The following is a 13463-nucleotide window of genomic DNA, read 5'->3' as shown; positions in this document are numbered from 1 at the left end:
TAGCGTCGCAGTGGGATTGGGCTTCGAACCTCGCGTTGATCTAACTATAATCATAAATTTATCGTTCTAGAATATAAACCACCCCTACCTTATGTGGCCCTTCATATATTTCAAATGCATCATGATTATTTAGCTGCTCTTTAGGGGCATTATCCATCATGAATTCAACAGTCCCTGCACTTACTTTATATCCATTAATACTTTTAGGTGGAGATAAATCAAAAATAACACTCCATGCATTATTTTGCCACGTGGTATCATCAGGAAATCTAGCTATTGAGAGATACCGACCACCAGGAGGAGGAGTTTGCCGCCCCCCCTCATCAGGGCTTAACCATTTTACGTTCACATTAACCATACACGTCACATGCTTTGTCGTAACAATTCTCTTGTTTCCATAAGTATTATTCCAAGCATATTCTTACCCGTTCCATCTCCGCCATCAGCCCAGTATGCATCATTTTTGGTATGCTCAACGAGTCGTGCATTGCCTGTAGATAGCAGAATTTTTCTCGCATCCGCATTTTGCTTGAATTTTTCCATAACCGCAAAGCGCATAATACTATCTTTAACATCATCCCAATCATCTCTTAATGGAAGAGTTCTATCTCGTCCTAATTTAGCCGCATCCATAGGCGAGATTAAATTATTTATTTTTACTTTCAACGAGTCATTATCAAATTTTTGAGACTGAAAATAATGTTCAACCGTTCGCCAATGGGTGTCATTAACGTAAAACCCCACATTATAAAAGTTAGAAAATATCCCATAAGAATCATTAACCCTGTAAAATAAAATTACATCATTCATATCAAATTATTCTCGGACCACTAGCCTTAACATCATCCACAGACTCACCCGAAATAAGCATATTAAAACAACGCATTATGAATTCAGACATATTAGATAACAACTCCTGTTTGATATGATAATTTTCACAATCTATTCCAACAGAAATCAAATAAAGCTCTAAAAGAATTTTTTTCGGAATCAGCTCTTCATTCTTATATAACTTTGTAAGTTCCTCAGCAACAGTAAGTAGCTCTGAGAATGCAGGCTCAATAATCTCCCCTCCCATTTTCAAAGGATAAATAAACCTCGTCCCTTTCTCTTTTAGAAGCTCTAAAGCATTATCCTTTTCCACGATCATTTAATCACACCTTTTATAGCTGAGTTGGGGATTTCTTTAAATACTGTGACTTCTTGGGCCCAAATAGACCGGTGATAAGGCAATCCGTTAACTCCATTTGCTCTTGGAGCTGTTTTCCAAACCTCAACACTTTGAGATGTCACCTTGTTAAGGTCAATTTCAATTATACCATGACCGCTATCATATGCTTTTGCTATATCTAGATCTTTTGTAGTTGATATCCAAGGACTATTTTTAAGTGGCCCCCCTGTGGCTTTAGATGTAGCTGACAACGGTTGGTTAGCAACATGCTCAGCTGCCGTCCATGTTCCATCTACAGCTTTACCTTGTATAGATTGTCCTTGCGCTAACCTTGCTGCATCTTGCTCTGTCAAAGCGCGATAGACTATATTGCTCTGTGCCTCTTTCGAGGTCAGTCCCAGCGGATCACCCCAAGTGAGCGGATTGTGAACGTATCCTTGAGGCCTTATCCCCCCTGCCAGCCCTATCGGGTCCGGCGAGAGATACTACCCGCTATCCGCACCATAGTAACGATGCCGGTTGTAGTAAAGCCCTGTCTCCGCGTCGTACAACTGCCCCTGATAGCGCAGTTCGCAATATACCTCTTCGTTCGACGCATCACCCAGATAACGCCGCAACGCGATGGGCCGGTGCTCCTCGCGATGATTGCCCCACAGCACCTGTTCACTCCGCCAGTGAACCTCTCCCTCCTCGCTGCACAGCTCGCGCGCCGTACCCGTCAAATCCGTGACGATATAGTGCAGCCGGGTAACATCGCCTTTTTCTTCCACCTGTGCCAGCGAACGGAAACTCCCCGGTTCATACACCCACTGCACTGTACGTGCCGCAGTGCCATCCGCCAGATACTGCTGTTGCCCTACCAGCTGGTCTCCGTCCCAGCGATAGGCTACCCGCGCTACCGCCTGCTCTGAGGAGGCTTGCCCCTCGCGCACCTTGCTGACCCGGCGCTTAAGCTGTCCGGCAAGTGGCTGAGAGAGGGGGATTTGACACCGGCACTGGCGTCACCGTGCGGGTTACCGATGGCTGTATCGTGCTGATACCCGACAGCGATGAGATACAGCAGCTGCGCAAGCAGCTACAGCAGACGCAGCAAGCGGTTAAGCGGATGGCGAACGAGGCAGCCGCCGCATGGGACTGCGGCAGGTAAGCAATAGCCAGAAGGCTCATAAGATCTCTTCCGGCTTTTTACATCAAAAAAATCAAGTTAGAGATTCTTCTATTTGATTGAGGAAAAATTCACCGAAGTTATCCGCAATAATAGTTTTTTCACCATGTATTTTAAAAGCTAAAGATGTTTCTACTACCACTGGCTCACCTGCCTTTCCCGTTACATCAGTATCTATAGAATAAGAAGGTCCATAACCCGATGATTTGATTTTTATCATTGCATTACTGATATCACCCTGTTCTCTCGCATCTTTTGTTGAAAAATAAACACAAGGAACCTCATTAGCATCTTTACCATCTCGTGTAATTCCATAATATGTATCACCACTAAAAGATAATGCCCCATATTTTTTCAAAAAAAGCTTATAGGACTCAGGGAAAGCGACACCAAGCAAAGTTTCAAACTCTTTTATTTCTTCCTCACTAACACCACCAGTAAACCGAATCCGCTCACCGCTCTCTTTCATTTTTTCTTCTGCTTCAGCAAGAAAATTCATATCTTTCTCCTAAAAATCAAGTGATCTTGTTTTCCAGTACGATTTTTTCCATTGATTAAAAGGACCACGATTCATTGACGGAGGAGCACTATTATATGTTCTCCTTACTCCGTCAGAATCAATCCACGTTTTATCCCACTGATTTGAATACATATGAAGGGCACGATCGTTTTCACTATGGAAAGTACTTGATATTTCTGCCATTGACCCCGGTTCATCTTGAGTAAGATGATGCAAGTTTATTTCTTTGCCGTCATGTCCTATTGGCGCATTACCCTGTCGCATTCTTTCAATATTACTATATTACTATCTCCAAATTTATCGACACGGTTTGGATCAAAAAGGTCATCAAGCTGATAAACTTTTCGGCCATTAACCTATTTGGCCGTCCAACGTTTATTTTTCTTATCCAGCCCAAACGGATCAACCCACTCCAGCGGATTATGCACATATCCCTGTGGCCTCAGCCCTCCCAACAGCCCTATCGGGTCCGGCGAGAGATACTACCCACTATCCGCATCATAGTAACGATGCCGGTTGTAGTAAAGCCCTGTCTCCGCGTCGTACAACTGCCCCTGATAGCGCAGTTCGCAGTATACCTCTTCGTTCGACGCATCGCCCAGATAGCGCCGCAACGCGATGGGCCGGCGCTCCTCACGATGATTGCCCCACAGCACCTGTTCACCCCGCCAGTGACTATGTAAGCACACCTGTTTTAGTTCCACGCACTTTTTGAGAGTTCCGGTTTTTCAGCCATCAGCCGGTATTCTTCCGGCGTCAGGTTATTCAGGGATTCATGGGGACGCTCGCTGTTGTATTCATTCAGCCAGCGTGCCGTAATTTCCCGTGCTTCATTCAGTGTTCTGAACAGGTAAAAATCCAGTATTTCTGTCCGGTACGTCCTGTTAAAACGTTCGATAAACGCATTCTGCGTCGGCTTACCCGGCTTGATAAATTCCAGTGCCACACCATGTTCTTCAGCCCACTGCGCAAGTGTCAGTGAGACCAGTTCCGGGCCGTTGTCCATCCTCAGTTTCAGCGGATACCCCCGGTTCGCCACTATCCTGTCCAGCACTCTGACCACCCGCTGCGCCGGGATATTCAGATCAATTTCTATTGCGAGGGCTTCGCGGTTAAAGTCATCCACCACATTGAAAGTCCGGAAACGCCTGCCGCAGACCAGCGCATCATGCATAAAGTCTATCGACCAGCTCTGGTTAAGTGCCTCAGGTGTCACCAGTGGCGCCGGGTTACGTACCGGCCTTGCGGCGAAAATTCAGTTTCAGCAGGCAATAAATCCGGTGAACGCGTTTATGGTTCCAGGTGTTACCCTGCCTGCGCAGCAACTGGAACAACTTCTTAAAACCGTATCGCGGGTAGCGCTCTGCCAGCTCAGTCAGCAACTGGATCACCGGTTCATCGCGCCGGGTATCTGGCTGGTAAAAATACACCGTCCTGCTCAGCGATAATGTCCTGCAGGCCTGGCGGATGCTCATGGCAAATTGTGCCGTCAGATAGCTGACGAGCTCCCGCTTTATCGCTGGTTTTAAAGCTTTTTTTCGATAACGTCTTTCAGTGCCCGGCATTCAAGGCTGAGATCAGCAAACATCTGTTTTAATCGCCGATTTTCATCCTCCAGGTCTTTCATCTTCTTGATATCAGACGTTTCCATACCGCCAAACTTCGCTTTCCAGTTGTAATAGCTGGCTTCAGAAATACCGGCTTCACGACAGACATCCTTAACGGTACGTCCGGCTTCGACGGACTTCAGAACGGCAATGATCTGGTGTTCGGTGAATCGGGCTTTACGCATGGCGATCTCCTCAGAGGACATAATCAGTATGTCGGAAGATCTCTAAAAGTGAATGGTTCGGTTTACCGGGATGCTTACAACTACACCACCGCATCTTTCTGAGTCAGCGCTTCGCCCATACCGGGCGCTATCTGAAAGATTTCACACAGATTTTAAATATTGTTGCGCAAAATCTAGGGGCTGTTGACAATTAACACAGCCAGACGAATGCAGCAGCGAGCGCAACGAATGATGCGAAGCGTTTTGAGAGTTTGTCGAAGCGTGTAGCTACGCGTCGAAATTGCTTGATACGGCAAAAGAAACGTTCGATCAAATTGCGTGAAGCGTAAAGATGTTTGTCCAGTGGGCGTTGCTCACGGCGATTCTCTTTGCTGGGGATGACAGCCTGAATGCCTACCGACTCCAGATATTGTAGGATCACATTCGTATCGTAGGCTTTGTCTGCAGCCAAGCTTGAAGGTTTCAATTCACCAAGTAAAGGCAATGCTTCTCTGGTGTCGCTCTTTTGACCACCAGTCAAACTAAAACGGGCAAGCATGCCCAGCCCATCAACCAGAGCGTGAATCTTGGTTGTCAATCCCCCGCGAGAACGACCAATCGACTGGTCACCGTTTTTTTGGGAGCGCCCGCTGCATGCTGATGAACCCGTACGATAGTGCTGTCGATGAAGATTTCCTCGAAATCGGCATCGCCCGCAAGTTCAGCAAAAACGGAATGCCATATTTCTGCCCGTGACCATCTGGCAAAGCGTTTGTACACACAGTTCCAGAGTCCGAAATCGGGTGGTAAATCTCTCCATGGGCTTCCAGTTCGGGCGATCCATAAAACCGCTTCGACAAAAAGCCGATTATCTGCTGCTGTTCGTCCCGGATCCGAATCCTTTCCCGGCAAAAACGGGCTAATCCGTTCGTATTGGTCATCACTGAGCATCAATCTTGGCATTCTGCTTTTCCAAAAAAGACAGAATGTAAACAGATTCTTTTACAAAAAAACAGGTTCTTGGCGATGATTGTCAACAGGCCCTAGAACCGGCATTTTTATTTTGACCTCTCTCTCTGCGCGCGAATCGGCTCAATCTGCGCGACCACGCGCCAACCAGAGGACGCGTGAAAAAAGCGTGCGAATCAACACAGGAATAGCGTCATTGCCGCGTTCGGCCGCAGCCATTGCCACTTCGATGGCCAGGTCCGGTTTTGAGGCGCGGTGAATCGCTTTGACAATCACTTTCGCGGCCGAGAGCGGCACATTTTCCGGCAGTTGTGCAATGCGGTGGAAAACGTCCTTATAGCCATTGCGATACATAAAATGTTCCATATCAGGGGCAGAAAGCATTGTGATGTGGTCTCGGTCAGTTTCCCCCTGTTGGGTCAACAGGCTACGCGCCGTGGCAGCATACTTTTTACCCGCATCATCGCCGTCTACCAGTACATGCCACTCGATGCCCACGCGGTGTGCAAACTTCAACAATGGTCGTAGCCCTGATTGAGCAAATTCAATGACGCGCACCCCTTCTGCCTCGAAGTGATGTCCACATTGACGGCCGAGTTCGCTGAGCATCCACACTTCCGTTTCGCCTTCGACCAGCAGCCAACAGCGCGCAAACAGCGGTGAGGGGCGATTAAAGCGGATATGAAACGCGATACGGCGGCTGTCTTCAGGGCTCATCCCTTGCTTGCCGATACGGTAAGTCGCCACCCGCGAGGACTCCCGCACCAGGCGGCACACTTGCTCCACCGGCACCAGCGACAGCAGATCGCCGGAATTGGTGGTGGTGACTTTTTGCAAGGGCAAGTGCATCAGCAACTCCCAGGCAACCGACAGCATGATCGGGTGCAATCGTGTTTCAGGATCTTCTACCAGCAACAGTGGACGCGATTCCGTATCCAGTGATACTGCGCCTTTCGCCTGCAACAGCGTCGAAAACAGTTCAAGAAGAATGATACGGCGACTGCGACTATTGGGATCGCTTAGCATCCGGTTGATATTATCCAGTGAGCGCCAGGATTTTCCGTTGTGCGCACGCGCATGGCGGGGATGGCGCGGCGTGAAACCGTCATCGTCCTGTTCGGAAAAGTAATGCTCCAGCAGTTGACGCATCGCCACAATCCCTTGACGCAGATCCTGATCGGTCAGCCGCTGCGGGTTGCGAGTCAGTTCCTGCATCAGTTGGTTGAGGTGTTGAGTCAGGTCGTCGCTGTTACTGTCCCGCACCGGCAGCGGTATGACATCGACCCGCTTGCGCCGGGTGAAACGCGCATCGCGCAGCCGCAAAACCGGGTGCAAACGAATGAGTTCACGCGCCAACGCATCAATGTTTTCCAGCGCCAGCGGCTGCCCATCCGCGTCAAGAAAACTGCGCCAGGTACACACCGCACCGCTGTCATCCACTTCACCTTCCAGACGGTAAAAAATACGCTGTAATCGCCCCTCGCCCCTGACCCAAACCGGTGCCAGGCCACGGTAACGCGGCCCAAGGTGATGCCCGACGCCACTTTCACAGAAGGTGAAGATAACCTGCAAGTGATGTTCCCGACTCGCTTCATCGCCGGGCGTAAAGTGGAAATCCTGCAACGAAAAGTGATACAGCGGCAATGCCGGCGACAGCAGCAGAGACAAGGCATCCAACAGACTCGACTTGCCCCAGGCATTTTCCCCAATCAAGACCGTATTGTGCTCCAGTACCAGTGACAGACGATTGATGCCGCGGAATCCAACAACCTCCACGCTTTCAAGGTACATGCACACCTCCTGATGTTTGGGCTGTACAACTGCACAGCGCTGTTTTCATTGTATACCTTAACCAGCGTGCTTTACCCCGACGCCAGTGTCATCCGGCAGATACCTTTTCTGTGATCCCTTACGGGTTCGAACTTGCTTCACCACACGAGTTTCTCTTCGCAGCCTTACAGTACGCCAGCACATCAGTGCCTGAACGCAGCAGCGTCACATAAGATCGAATGGTGTTATCGACCTCCTGCCTGTCAATCAAGGTTGGCGGGCGGATGCGCGCGCCAAAACCGGTGTAATTTGACCATCATGGTGGTCAGGTAAATGCGTTGCGGAATCGCTAGTTCATTATAGAGTTGGTACGCACAGGCATAAAAATCACTGAGCTGGGATAATGTGCAAAGGTTACTCGCCTGAAAAATCACTTCGGCTTGCGCATCAAACGAGCGCAGCTCAATGCAGATATTGTATTGGTACCGGTAGCACAGCGTCGGGCACGATGACGGTTCCTGGCGCATGGTCATCGCCGTCAGTTTCTTACAAAATGCCTCTACGATCTCCATGATGCCATCGTTTAACGTCAAATCGTCTATCGGGTATTGGTACTGAACCGAGATAGTCCTGCCATGCGTAGAGTATGGTCGCACGCGTATGTTGAGTAACGTGTCAATTTCACTCTCAGTCAATCTGTGACACCGGGCCTCAAGGTGTTTAGCCTCTGCACAAATTTTGTAGAATGCGCCTTGTGCACCATAGTGAGGTTTTTCAGCCAACGCGTTGTGCATGCTATTTATCGATATCAGGGCATCGCAAGATCTTCAAACTGCTTGCAAACGCGGTTCCCCTCAGCGCTAACATCTCGCATAGGCAACAGAACTCCTCTACCACAGATTATTTAGAGGCAGCTACTCTACGTGAAAGCGGTAACCCCCCCTTTCATAAAGTAGGCGTTACTCTCCGTGCGCGCGCGCTCCTGCGCAAACAGACTGAATTGAGACGTATTTTCATCCGCCAAGATGAAAATTGCGCTACATCAAATTTACCTGAAGTTGCATGTAAAAAGCCTTTTTTACTGAAGGGTAAGTCACTATGCTTCAAAACAAGCATTATAAATGCAACTTTAAAAAAGGATAACGTTATGTTTTGTGTGCAATGTGAGCAAACCATCCGTACCCCGGCTGGAAACGGTTTCGCCTATGCGCAAGGCATGTGCGGTAAAACCGCCGAAACCTCCGATTTGCAAGACCTGCTGGTCGCCGTATTACAGGGGCTATCTGCCTGGGCACTGAAAGCCCGTTCACTGGATATCATCGATCATACGGTCGATAACTTCGTCCCTCGCGCCTTCTTCGCCACGCTGACCAACGTCAACTTTGATTCGCAGAGAATTATCGGTTACGCACAAGAGGCAATCCAACTGCGTCACGGACTGAAAACACGCTGCCGTCTGCTCGAAGCGGATGCCTGCGTTGATCACCCGCTGTCTGAACTGCAACTGGCGGGCAGCGATATTCCAACGCTGGTACAGCAGGCGAGTCAATTCGCGTTGGATCATGATAAAGCCACGATCGGTGCTGACCTGCACGGTTTGCGTATGCTGTGCCTGTACGGCCTGAAAGGGGCCGCCGCCTATATGGAGCATGCTCACGTACTCGGCCAATACGATGACACTATTTATGCCGAGTTCCACGCGTTAATGGCCTGGCTGGGTACACAGCCGAGCGACATGGATACGCTGCTGAACAACGCCATGGCGATTGGCAAAATGAACTTTAACGTGATGGCGATCCTCGATAAAGGTGAAACCGACGCCTACGGCCATCCCCACCCGACCCAGGTCAACGTGCGCCCGGTGGCAGGCAAGGCTATTCTGATTTCCGGTCACGATTTGAAAGACCTGCGGATGCTGTTGGAACAGACCGAAGGCACTGGCGTTAATATTTACACCCACGGTGAAATGTTACCTGCGCACGGCTATCCCGAGTTGAAAAAATTCTCGCATCTGGTGGGTAACTACGGCAGCGGCTGGCAGAACCAGCAGGTTGAATTTGCCAAGTTCCCAGGCCCTATCGTGATGACCTCCAACTGCATCATCGACCCGAATGTCGGGAACTACGGCGATCGAATCTGGACGCGCAGCATTGTCGGCTGGCCGGGCGTCAACCACCTGGAAGGCGATGATTTCAGCCAGATTATTGCTCAGGCACAAGGCCTGGCCGGTTTCCCGTACAATGAAATTGAGCACAACATCACCGTCGGTTTAGGGCGTGAGACCCTGCTCAGCGCGGCAGATACCGTGATCGACTTGGTGGCTGCAGGTAAGTTGCGTCATGTGTTCCTGGTGGGGGGATGTGACGGTAGCCGCAGCGAACGCAGCTATTTCACCGATTTCACCCTTAGTGTTCCGGATGACTGCCTGATCATGACGCTGGCATGCGGTAAATATCGCTTTAACAAGTTGGATTTTGGCACACTGGAAGGGTTACCGCGTCTGCTCGATGTCGGTCAGTGTAACGATGCCTACTCAGCCATCATTCTGGCCGTGAAACTGGCGGAAAAACTGGGCTGTGGCGTGAACGATCTGCCATTGAGCCTGATACTCTCCTGGTTTGAGCAAAAAGCCATCGTCATTCTGCTCACACTGCTGTCGCTGGGCGTGAAAAACATCAGAACCGGCCCTACTGCCCCCGGCTTCCTAACGGATAACCTGCTGGCCGTGCTGAACGAAAAATTCGGTATGCGCTCGATTACCACCGTAGAAGAAGACATCAACACCATTCTGTCCGCTTGAGAGCAATAGGATAACAAGCGGCGCGGCAACGCGTCGCTTGTGCTGTTTGGAGAGCACACATGACACAACCAACCGCCGCATGCCCGAACCGCATGCAAGTTCACTCCATTCATCAGGAAACCCCTGACGTCTGGACACTTTCGCTGATTAATCACGATTTCTACCCCTATCGTCCGGGGCAGTATGCGCTGGTGTGCATTGCCAACGACCCCGACACCCTGCGCGCCTATACCCTCTCCTCAACGCCAGGCTTAAGCCCGTTCATCACGCTGACGGTGCGGCGGTTAGAACAGGGCACAGGCTCAGGCTGGCTGACGCAGCAGGTCAAACCCGGTGACTACCTGTGGCTTTCCGATGCGCAGGGCGAATTCACCTGCGTCGATGCGGGTCATGGCGAACAGGAACGTTATCTGATGCTGGCCGCAGGCTGTGGCGTTACGCCCATCATGTCGATGAGCCGCTGGTTACTGGCACAGCGTCCTGACACTTATTTGCAGGTGATCTTTAATGTTCGTAACCCACAGCAGGTGATTTTCGCCGCAGAGTGGCAGCACCTTGCAGAGCACTATCCATCACAGTTAACGCTGACGTTGGTCGCCGAGTTTGACGCCGAGCCCAGTTTTCTCGCCGGAAGGTTAACCCCTGAGCTACTGAAACAGGCGGTGCCGGATCTGGCACAGCGCATTGTGATGACCTGCGGTCCGGCCCCTTATATGCAGCACGTTGCCGCATTGGTCGCTGACGCAGGTGTCCCCGCAACGCGTTTTTACAAAGAGCAGTTCCAGATTGGCGCTGAATCACTGGAAGAAGACGGCGAGCAGTTGACGTTGACCATCCGTCAGCCGCTCAATACGCTGCGAGTTCCAGTGGGCATCAGCCTGTTAGCCGCGCTGGAAAGCCATAAAATACCGGTTAATGCCGCCTGCCGTGCCGGTGTATGCGGCAGTTGCAAAACCAAAGTGCTTTCCGGTGATTACACTACCAGTAGCACCATGACACTGACAGCGGACGAGATTGCTCAAGGCTATGTGCTGGCGTGCAATTGCCAACTGCACGGCGATACGGTACTGGCGTAACCTAAGGTGTAGCCACACCCGCAACCGTGGGTGTGGGCTCCTTATAGGCCAATGCGATAATTTTTTTGACGCAGGCATCGATAGAGTAGCGCAACACCACGTCATCGCAGGCGTGGCTGGCCCTCTGCCGGTAAGATTCAGGATGTACAAGGAAATCAGCAATCGCGTTCTGCCAGGCCGCAACATCATCGCACGGCAACAATACGCCGTTTTCCTGATGGCGGATAACATCCGGGATGCCTCCCACGTCGCTCGCCATCACCGGGACGCCAAAATACATCGCCTCAACCAGCGCCATCCCAAATGACTCATTACGTGAAGGCATCAACACCAGATCTGCATGCCGGTAGACGGCCGCTGCCGGAAACAGCTTACCCGCCATCATTACGTTATCTTGCAAGCCATAGCGCGCGATCATCGTGTTGATAACCTTGTATTCCGGGCCATCACCGACGATCAGGTAACGAAACGCATGACCTGACTGCTTGAGCGCAGCCAACGCGGCCAGCGCAGTATCATGCCCTTTTTCACCGCGCAGCATACCAACCTGAACAATAACTGGCGACGTACTGGCCTCCAACCAACATTGCACAGATACAGGCAAGGGTCGTTCGCTTTGGGCATGTAAGGTAGCAAAGTCAAACCCGGGTGCGACCACCTCAATTTTTTCATCTCGACAGCCACCCGCCACCATCGCGCGCTTCATGCCACTGCTGGGCACCACCACCTGATCCGCCAGATAATTGGTGCTAAACGGTTTAATCCTGCTGGTCAAATAAGTTTTTTGCCGCACGAGCGTTGGTTTGCTCCAGGCCAACTTGGTTGCCAGCTCTGCAATATTTGCATCATGCCCACTGTGGCTGACGACAAATAAGGGATGATATTCATTAATAAGCTGTCTGAAACGCCACAGCGAGGGAAAATGATAACTATTTCTAAATGTAATCGGGTATATTGGAATATGTTTTTCAGCGGCAAGTGTGGCAACTTCACTTTCCGGACGACATGCCAATAGCACCTCAAAGCCTAAATGTTGCAAGGCATGTAATTGCATCATCGCCTGCAATTCCTGCCCGCCTACATGCTTAGAGGATTCCGTGTAGAGAATGCGTTTTCTCATAAATAAACCTAATAAAAACAAGCAACACCTTACCCTCAAACGAGGATATGCACGGTGCGTATAATGTCTGGCGTAATTTTATGAGAGCGAAACTAAACGGATGGTAAATACTTTTTATACAGAAGCGTATTTTCGGTAAATAAATACATAAAATGCCCAGGAACATTATTCTGGGCACGTTGTGATTCCATCAAAAGCATCTCAGGTATAACGCTGACCTTTATGTAAAGCAAATAATGAAGAAATAACCGGTGTGGTATACATAAACAGTCGCCACTTAAGCCAGGAGGTGTCTTCTCGCTCTTTGGTACTGATTCGTCCCAAACGCCAGGTGAGATGCTGCGGCATGTTCATGCGGCGCTCTGTGGTATAGAGATAGTCAAACCCTTGCGCTTGAGCAATGGCTGCGTAATCGTGGTTATAAAAACCCATAGGCCAGCAAAAATGGCGGCTGCACGACCCCAGTCGCGCAAGCAGCGTTTCACGACACAGGCGCAGATCGGTTTCCAATGCGCGATGGCGCTCGGCAGGATCGGTGATTTGCCAGTCCCAGCGCTGATGCGTATGGGTATGCGCGTGAAACTCGACGACCCCACTGGCTTGCATCTCTTCAATTTCAGACCAGCGCAGCATGACATCGTCGGCATGGCCTGTAGCGACTTTTTCCTCACAGGCTTTGTGAGAGAAAGAAATCTCCGTAAGTTCGCGTACGGGTCCATCGCCAATCTGGCCGGTAATCAGAAAAATATGCGCCTGCAGCCCAAGACGTTTTAGCACCGGAAACGCATAAACCCAATTGTCTAAATAACCGTCGTCAAAGGTGATCATCACACTTTTACGTGGCAAAGGCTCTCCACGGTAAAATCCTTCCAATTCCGCCGCGGTCACGGTTTTCCACCCGGCACGCGCCAGCCAGGTCATCTGTTCAATAAAGGTGTCAGGCGACAGTGTCACCAACCCAGGTTTAGGGCCTACGTGGTGATACATCAGGATAGGAATTGCACTGGCATTCATTCTATTACGCTCTTTTACGCTCTTTTCTGTATGCGCTTGTTCACAGGCGCAGCTTGCTGCCACTCTCGAAGCGCCAACGTCATAACC

General features: G+C 50.3%; 13 protein-coding genes and 4 pseudogenes. 3 read left to right on the top strand and 14 right to left on the bottom strand.

Going from position 1 to position 13463, the window contains the following annotated elements; all coding sequences use genetic code 11:
• Window positions 1-58: 58 nt before the first annotated feature.
• The 5 genes and pseudogenes from K6K13_RS08735 to K6K13_RS08715 all read right to left on the bottom strand — a co-directional run.
• The gene (locus K6K13_RS08735) at window positions 59-358 is read right to left on the bottom strand and encodes a hypothetical protein (protein ID WP_222160436.1); all 300 of its coding nucleotides are present in this window, start codon (window positions 356-358) and stop codon (window positions 59-61) included.
• A gap of 5 nt (window positions 359-363) precedes the next feature.
• Window positions 364-810 (bottom strand): riboflavin biosynthesis intermediates N-glycosidase, encoded by a 447-nt coding sequence (gene ybiA / locus K6K13_RS08730; protein WP_222160435.1) that lies wholly within the window; start codon window positions 808-810, stop codon window positions 364-366.
• Between the two features lies 1 nt (window position 811).
• A complete protein-coding gene (locus tag K6K13_RS08725; protein ID WP_222160434.1) occupies window positions 812-1150 on the bottom strand; it encodes a hypothetical protein in 339 nt (112 codons plus the stop codon).
• Window positions 1147-1524, bottom strand: a complete 378-nt coding sequence (locus K6K13_RS08720) for a DUF7587 domain-containing protein (RefSeq protein ID WP_222161241.1) — start codon at window positions 1522-1524, stop codon at window positions 1147-1149. The genes K6K13_RS08725 and K6K13_RS08720 overlap by 4 nt, the downstream gene beginning before the upstream one ends.
• 27 nt (window positions 1525-1551) lie before the next feature.
• A pseudogene (locus K6K13_RS08715) lies at window positions 1552-2118 on the bottom strand (RHS repeat-associated core domain-containing protein); the annotation flags it as partial.
• Window positions 2119-2135: 17 nt separating this feature from the next.
• On the opposite strand from K6K13_RS08715, the gene K6K13_RS08710 reads away from it, so the two are divergent.
• A complete protein-coding gene (locus tag K6K13_RS08710; RefSeq protein ID WP_252120457.1) occupies window positions 2136-2318 on the top strand; it encodes a SymE family type I addiction module toxin in 183 nt (60 codons plus the stop codon).
• Between the two features lie 52 nt (window positions 2319-2370).
• Here the strand turns inward: K6K13_RS08710 and K6K13_RS08705 are convergent, their stop codons facing one another.
• The 7 genes and pseudogenes from K6K13_RS08705 to K6K13_RS08675 form a co-directional block, all read right to left on the bottom strand.
• The gene (locus K6K13_RS08705) at window positions 2371-2835 is read right to left on the bottom strand and encodes an SMI1/KNR4 family protein (protein WP_222160433.1); all 465 of its coding nucleotides are present in this window, start codon (window positions 2833-2835) and stop codon (window positions 2371-2373) included.
• Window positions 2836-2844: 9 nt separating this feature from the next.
• A complete protein-coding gene (locus tag K6K13_RS23545; RefSeq protein ID WP_222160432.1) occupies window positions 2845-3120 on the bottom strand; it encodes an HNH/ENDO VII family nuclease in 276 nt (91 codons plus the stop codon).
• A 125-nt stretch (window positions 3121-3245) separates the two neighbouring features.
• Window positions 3246-3530, bottom strand: a pseudogene (locus tag K6K13_RS08695) (RHS repeat-associated core domain-containing protein); the annotation flags it as partial.
• A gap of 20 nt (window positions 3531-3550) precedes the next feature.
• Window positions 3551-4648 (bottom strand): annotated as a pseudogene (locus K6K13_RS08690) (IS3 family transposase).
• A gap of 190 nt (window positions 4649-4838) precedes the next feature.
• Window positions 4839-5578: pseudogene (locus K6K13_RS08685) on the bottom strand (IS5 family transposase).
• A gap of 141 nt (window positions 5579-5719) precedes the next feature.
• Complete coding sequence (locus tag K6K13_RS08680) at window positions 5720-7387, bottom strand: ATP-dependent endonuclease (protein WP_222160431.1); 1668 nt, start codon at window positions 7385-7387, stop codon at window positions 5720-5722.
• Window positions 7388-7629: 242 nt separating this feature from the next.
• Window positions 7630-7938, bottom strand: a complete 309-nt coding sequence (locus tag K6K13_RS08675; RefSeq protein WP_222160430.1) for a hypothetical protein — start codon at window positions 7936-7938, stop codon at window positions 7630-7632.
• A gap of 575 nt (window positions 7939-8513) precedes the next feature.
• Here K6K13_RS08675 and hcp point away from each other — a divergent pair.
• Together hcp and hcr are read left to right on the top strand one after the other, a co-directional pair.
• Window positions 8514-10166: a hydroxylamine reductase gene (gene hcp, locus K6K13_RS08670; protein ID WP_222160429.1), complete on the top strand. Its 1653-nt coding sequence runs from the start codon at window positions 8514-8516 to the stop codon at window positions 10164-10166.
• Window positions 10167-10225: 59 nt separating this feature from the next.
• Window positions 10226-11242: an NADH oxidoreductase gene (hcr, locus tag K6K13_RS08665; RefSeq protein ID WP_222160428.1), complete on the top strand. Its 1017-nt coding sequence runs from the start codon at window positions 10226-10228 to the stop codon at window positions 11240-11242.
• Between the two features lies 1 nt (window position 11243).
• On the opposite strand, the gene K6K13_RS08660 is transcribed toward hcr, so the two are convergent.
• Both K6K13_RS08660 and K6K13_RS08655 read right to left on the bottom strand, forming a co-directional pair.
• Complete coding sequence (locus tag K6K13_RS08660; RefSeq protein WP_222160427.1) at window positions 11244-12362, bottom strand: glycosyltransferase; 1119 nt, start codon at window positions 12360-12362, stop codon at window positions 11244-11246.
• A 201-nt stretch (window positions 12363-12563) separates the two neighbouring features.
• A complete protein-coding gene (locus tag K6K13_RS08655) occupies window positions 12564-13376 on the bottom strand; it encodes a polysaccharide deacetylase family protein (RefSeq protein WP_222160426.1) in 813 nt (270 codons plus the stop codon).
• Window positions 13377-13463 lie beyond the last annotated feature (87 nt).

It is taken from the genome of Symbiopectobacterium purcellii (genome assembly GCF_019797845.1).
Classification (GTDB): domain Bacteria; phylum Pseudomonadota; class Gammaproteobacteria; order Enterobacterales; family Enterobacteriaceae; genus Symbiopectobacterium; species Symbiopectobacterium purcellii.
Note: the sequence above shows the minus strand (reverse complement) of the source record. Positions and strands in the feature narration are given on the sequence as shown.

Coding starts and splice junctions, on each gene's coding strand:
- K6K13_RS08735 (WP_222160436.1), bottom strand. CDS start 358: ATGGTTAATGTGAACGTAAAATGGTTAAGCCCTGATGAGGGGGGGCGG.
- ybiA (WP_222160435.1), bottom strand. CDS start 810: ATGAATGATGTAATTTTATTTTACAGGGTTAATGATTCTTATGGGATA.
- K6K13_RS08725 (WP_222160434.1), bottom strand. CDS start 1,150: ATGATCGTGGAAAAGGATAATGCTTTAGAGCTTCTAAAAGAGAAAGGG.
- K6K13_RS08705 (WP_222160433.1), bottom strand. CDS start 2,835: ATGAATTTTCTTGCTGAAGCAGAAGAAAAAATGAAAGAGAGCGGTGAG.
- K6K13_RS23545 (WP_222160432.1), bottom strand. CDS start 3,120: ATGCGACAGGGTAATGCGCCAATAGGACATGACGGCAAAGAAATAAAC.
- K6K13_RS08680 (WP_222160431.1), bottom strand. CDS start 7,387: ATGTACCTTGAAAGCGTGGAGGTTGTTGGATTCCGCGGCATCAATCGT.
- K6K13_RS08675 (WP_222160430.1), bottom strand. CDS start 7,938: ATGGAGATCGTAGAGGCATTTTGTAAGAAACTGACGGCGATGACCATG.
- hcp (WP_222160429.1), top strand. CDS start 8,514: ATGTTTTGTGTGCAATGTGAGCAAACCATCCGTACCCCGGCTGGAAAC.
- hcr (WP_222160428.1), top strand. CDS start 10,226: ATGACACAACCAACCGCCGCATGCCCGAACCGCATGCAAGTTCACTCC.
- K6K13_RS08660 (WP_222160427.1), bottom strand. CDS start 12,362: ATGAGAAAACGCATTCTCTACACGGAATCCTCTAAGCATGTAGGCGGG.
- K6K13_RS08655 (WP_222160426.1), bottom strand. CDS start 13,376: ATGAATGCCAGTGCAATTCCTATCCTGATGTATCACCACGTAGGCCCT.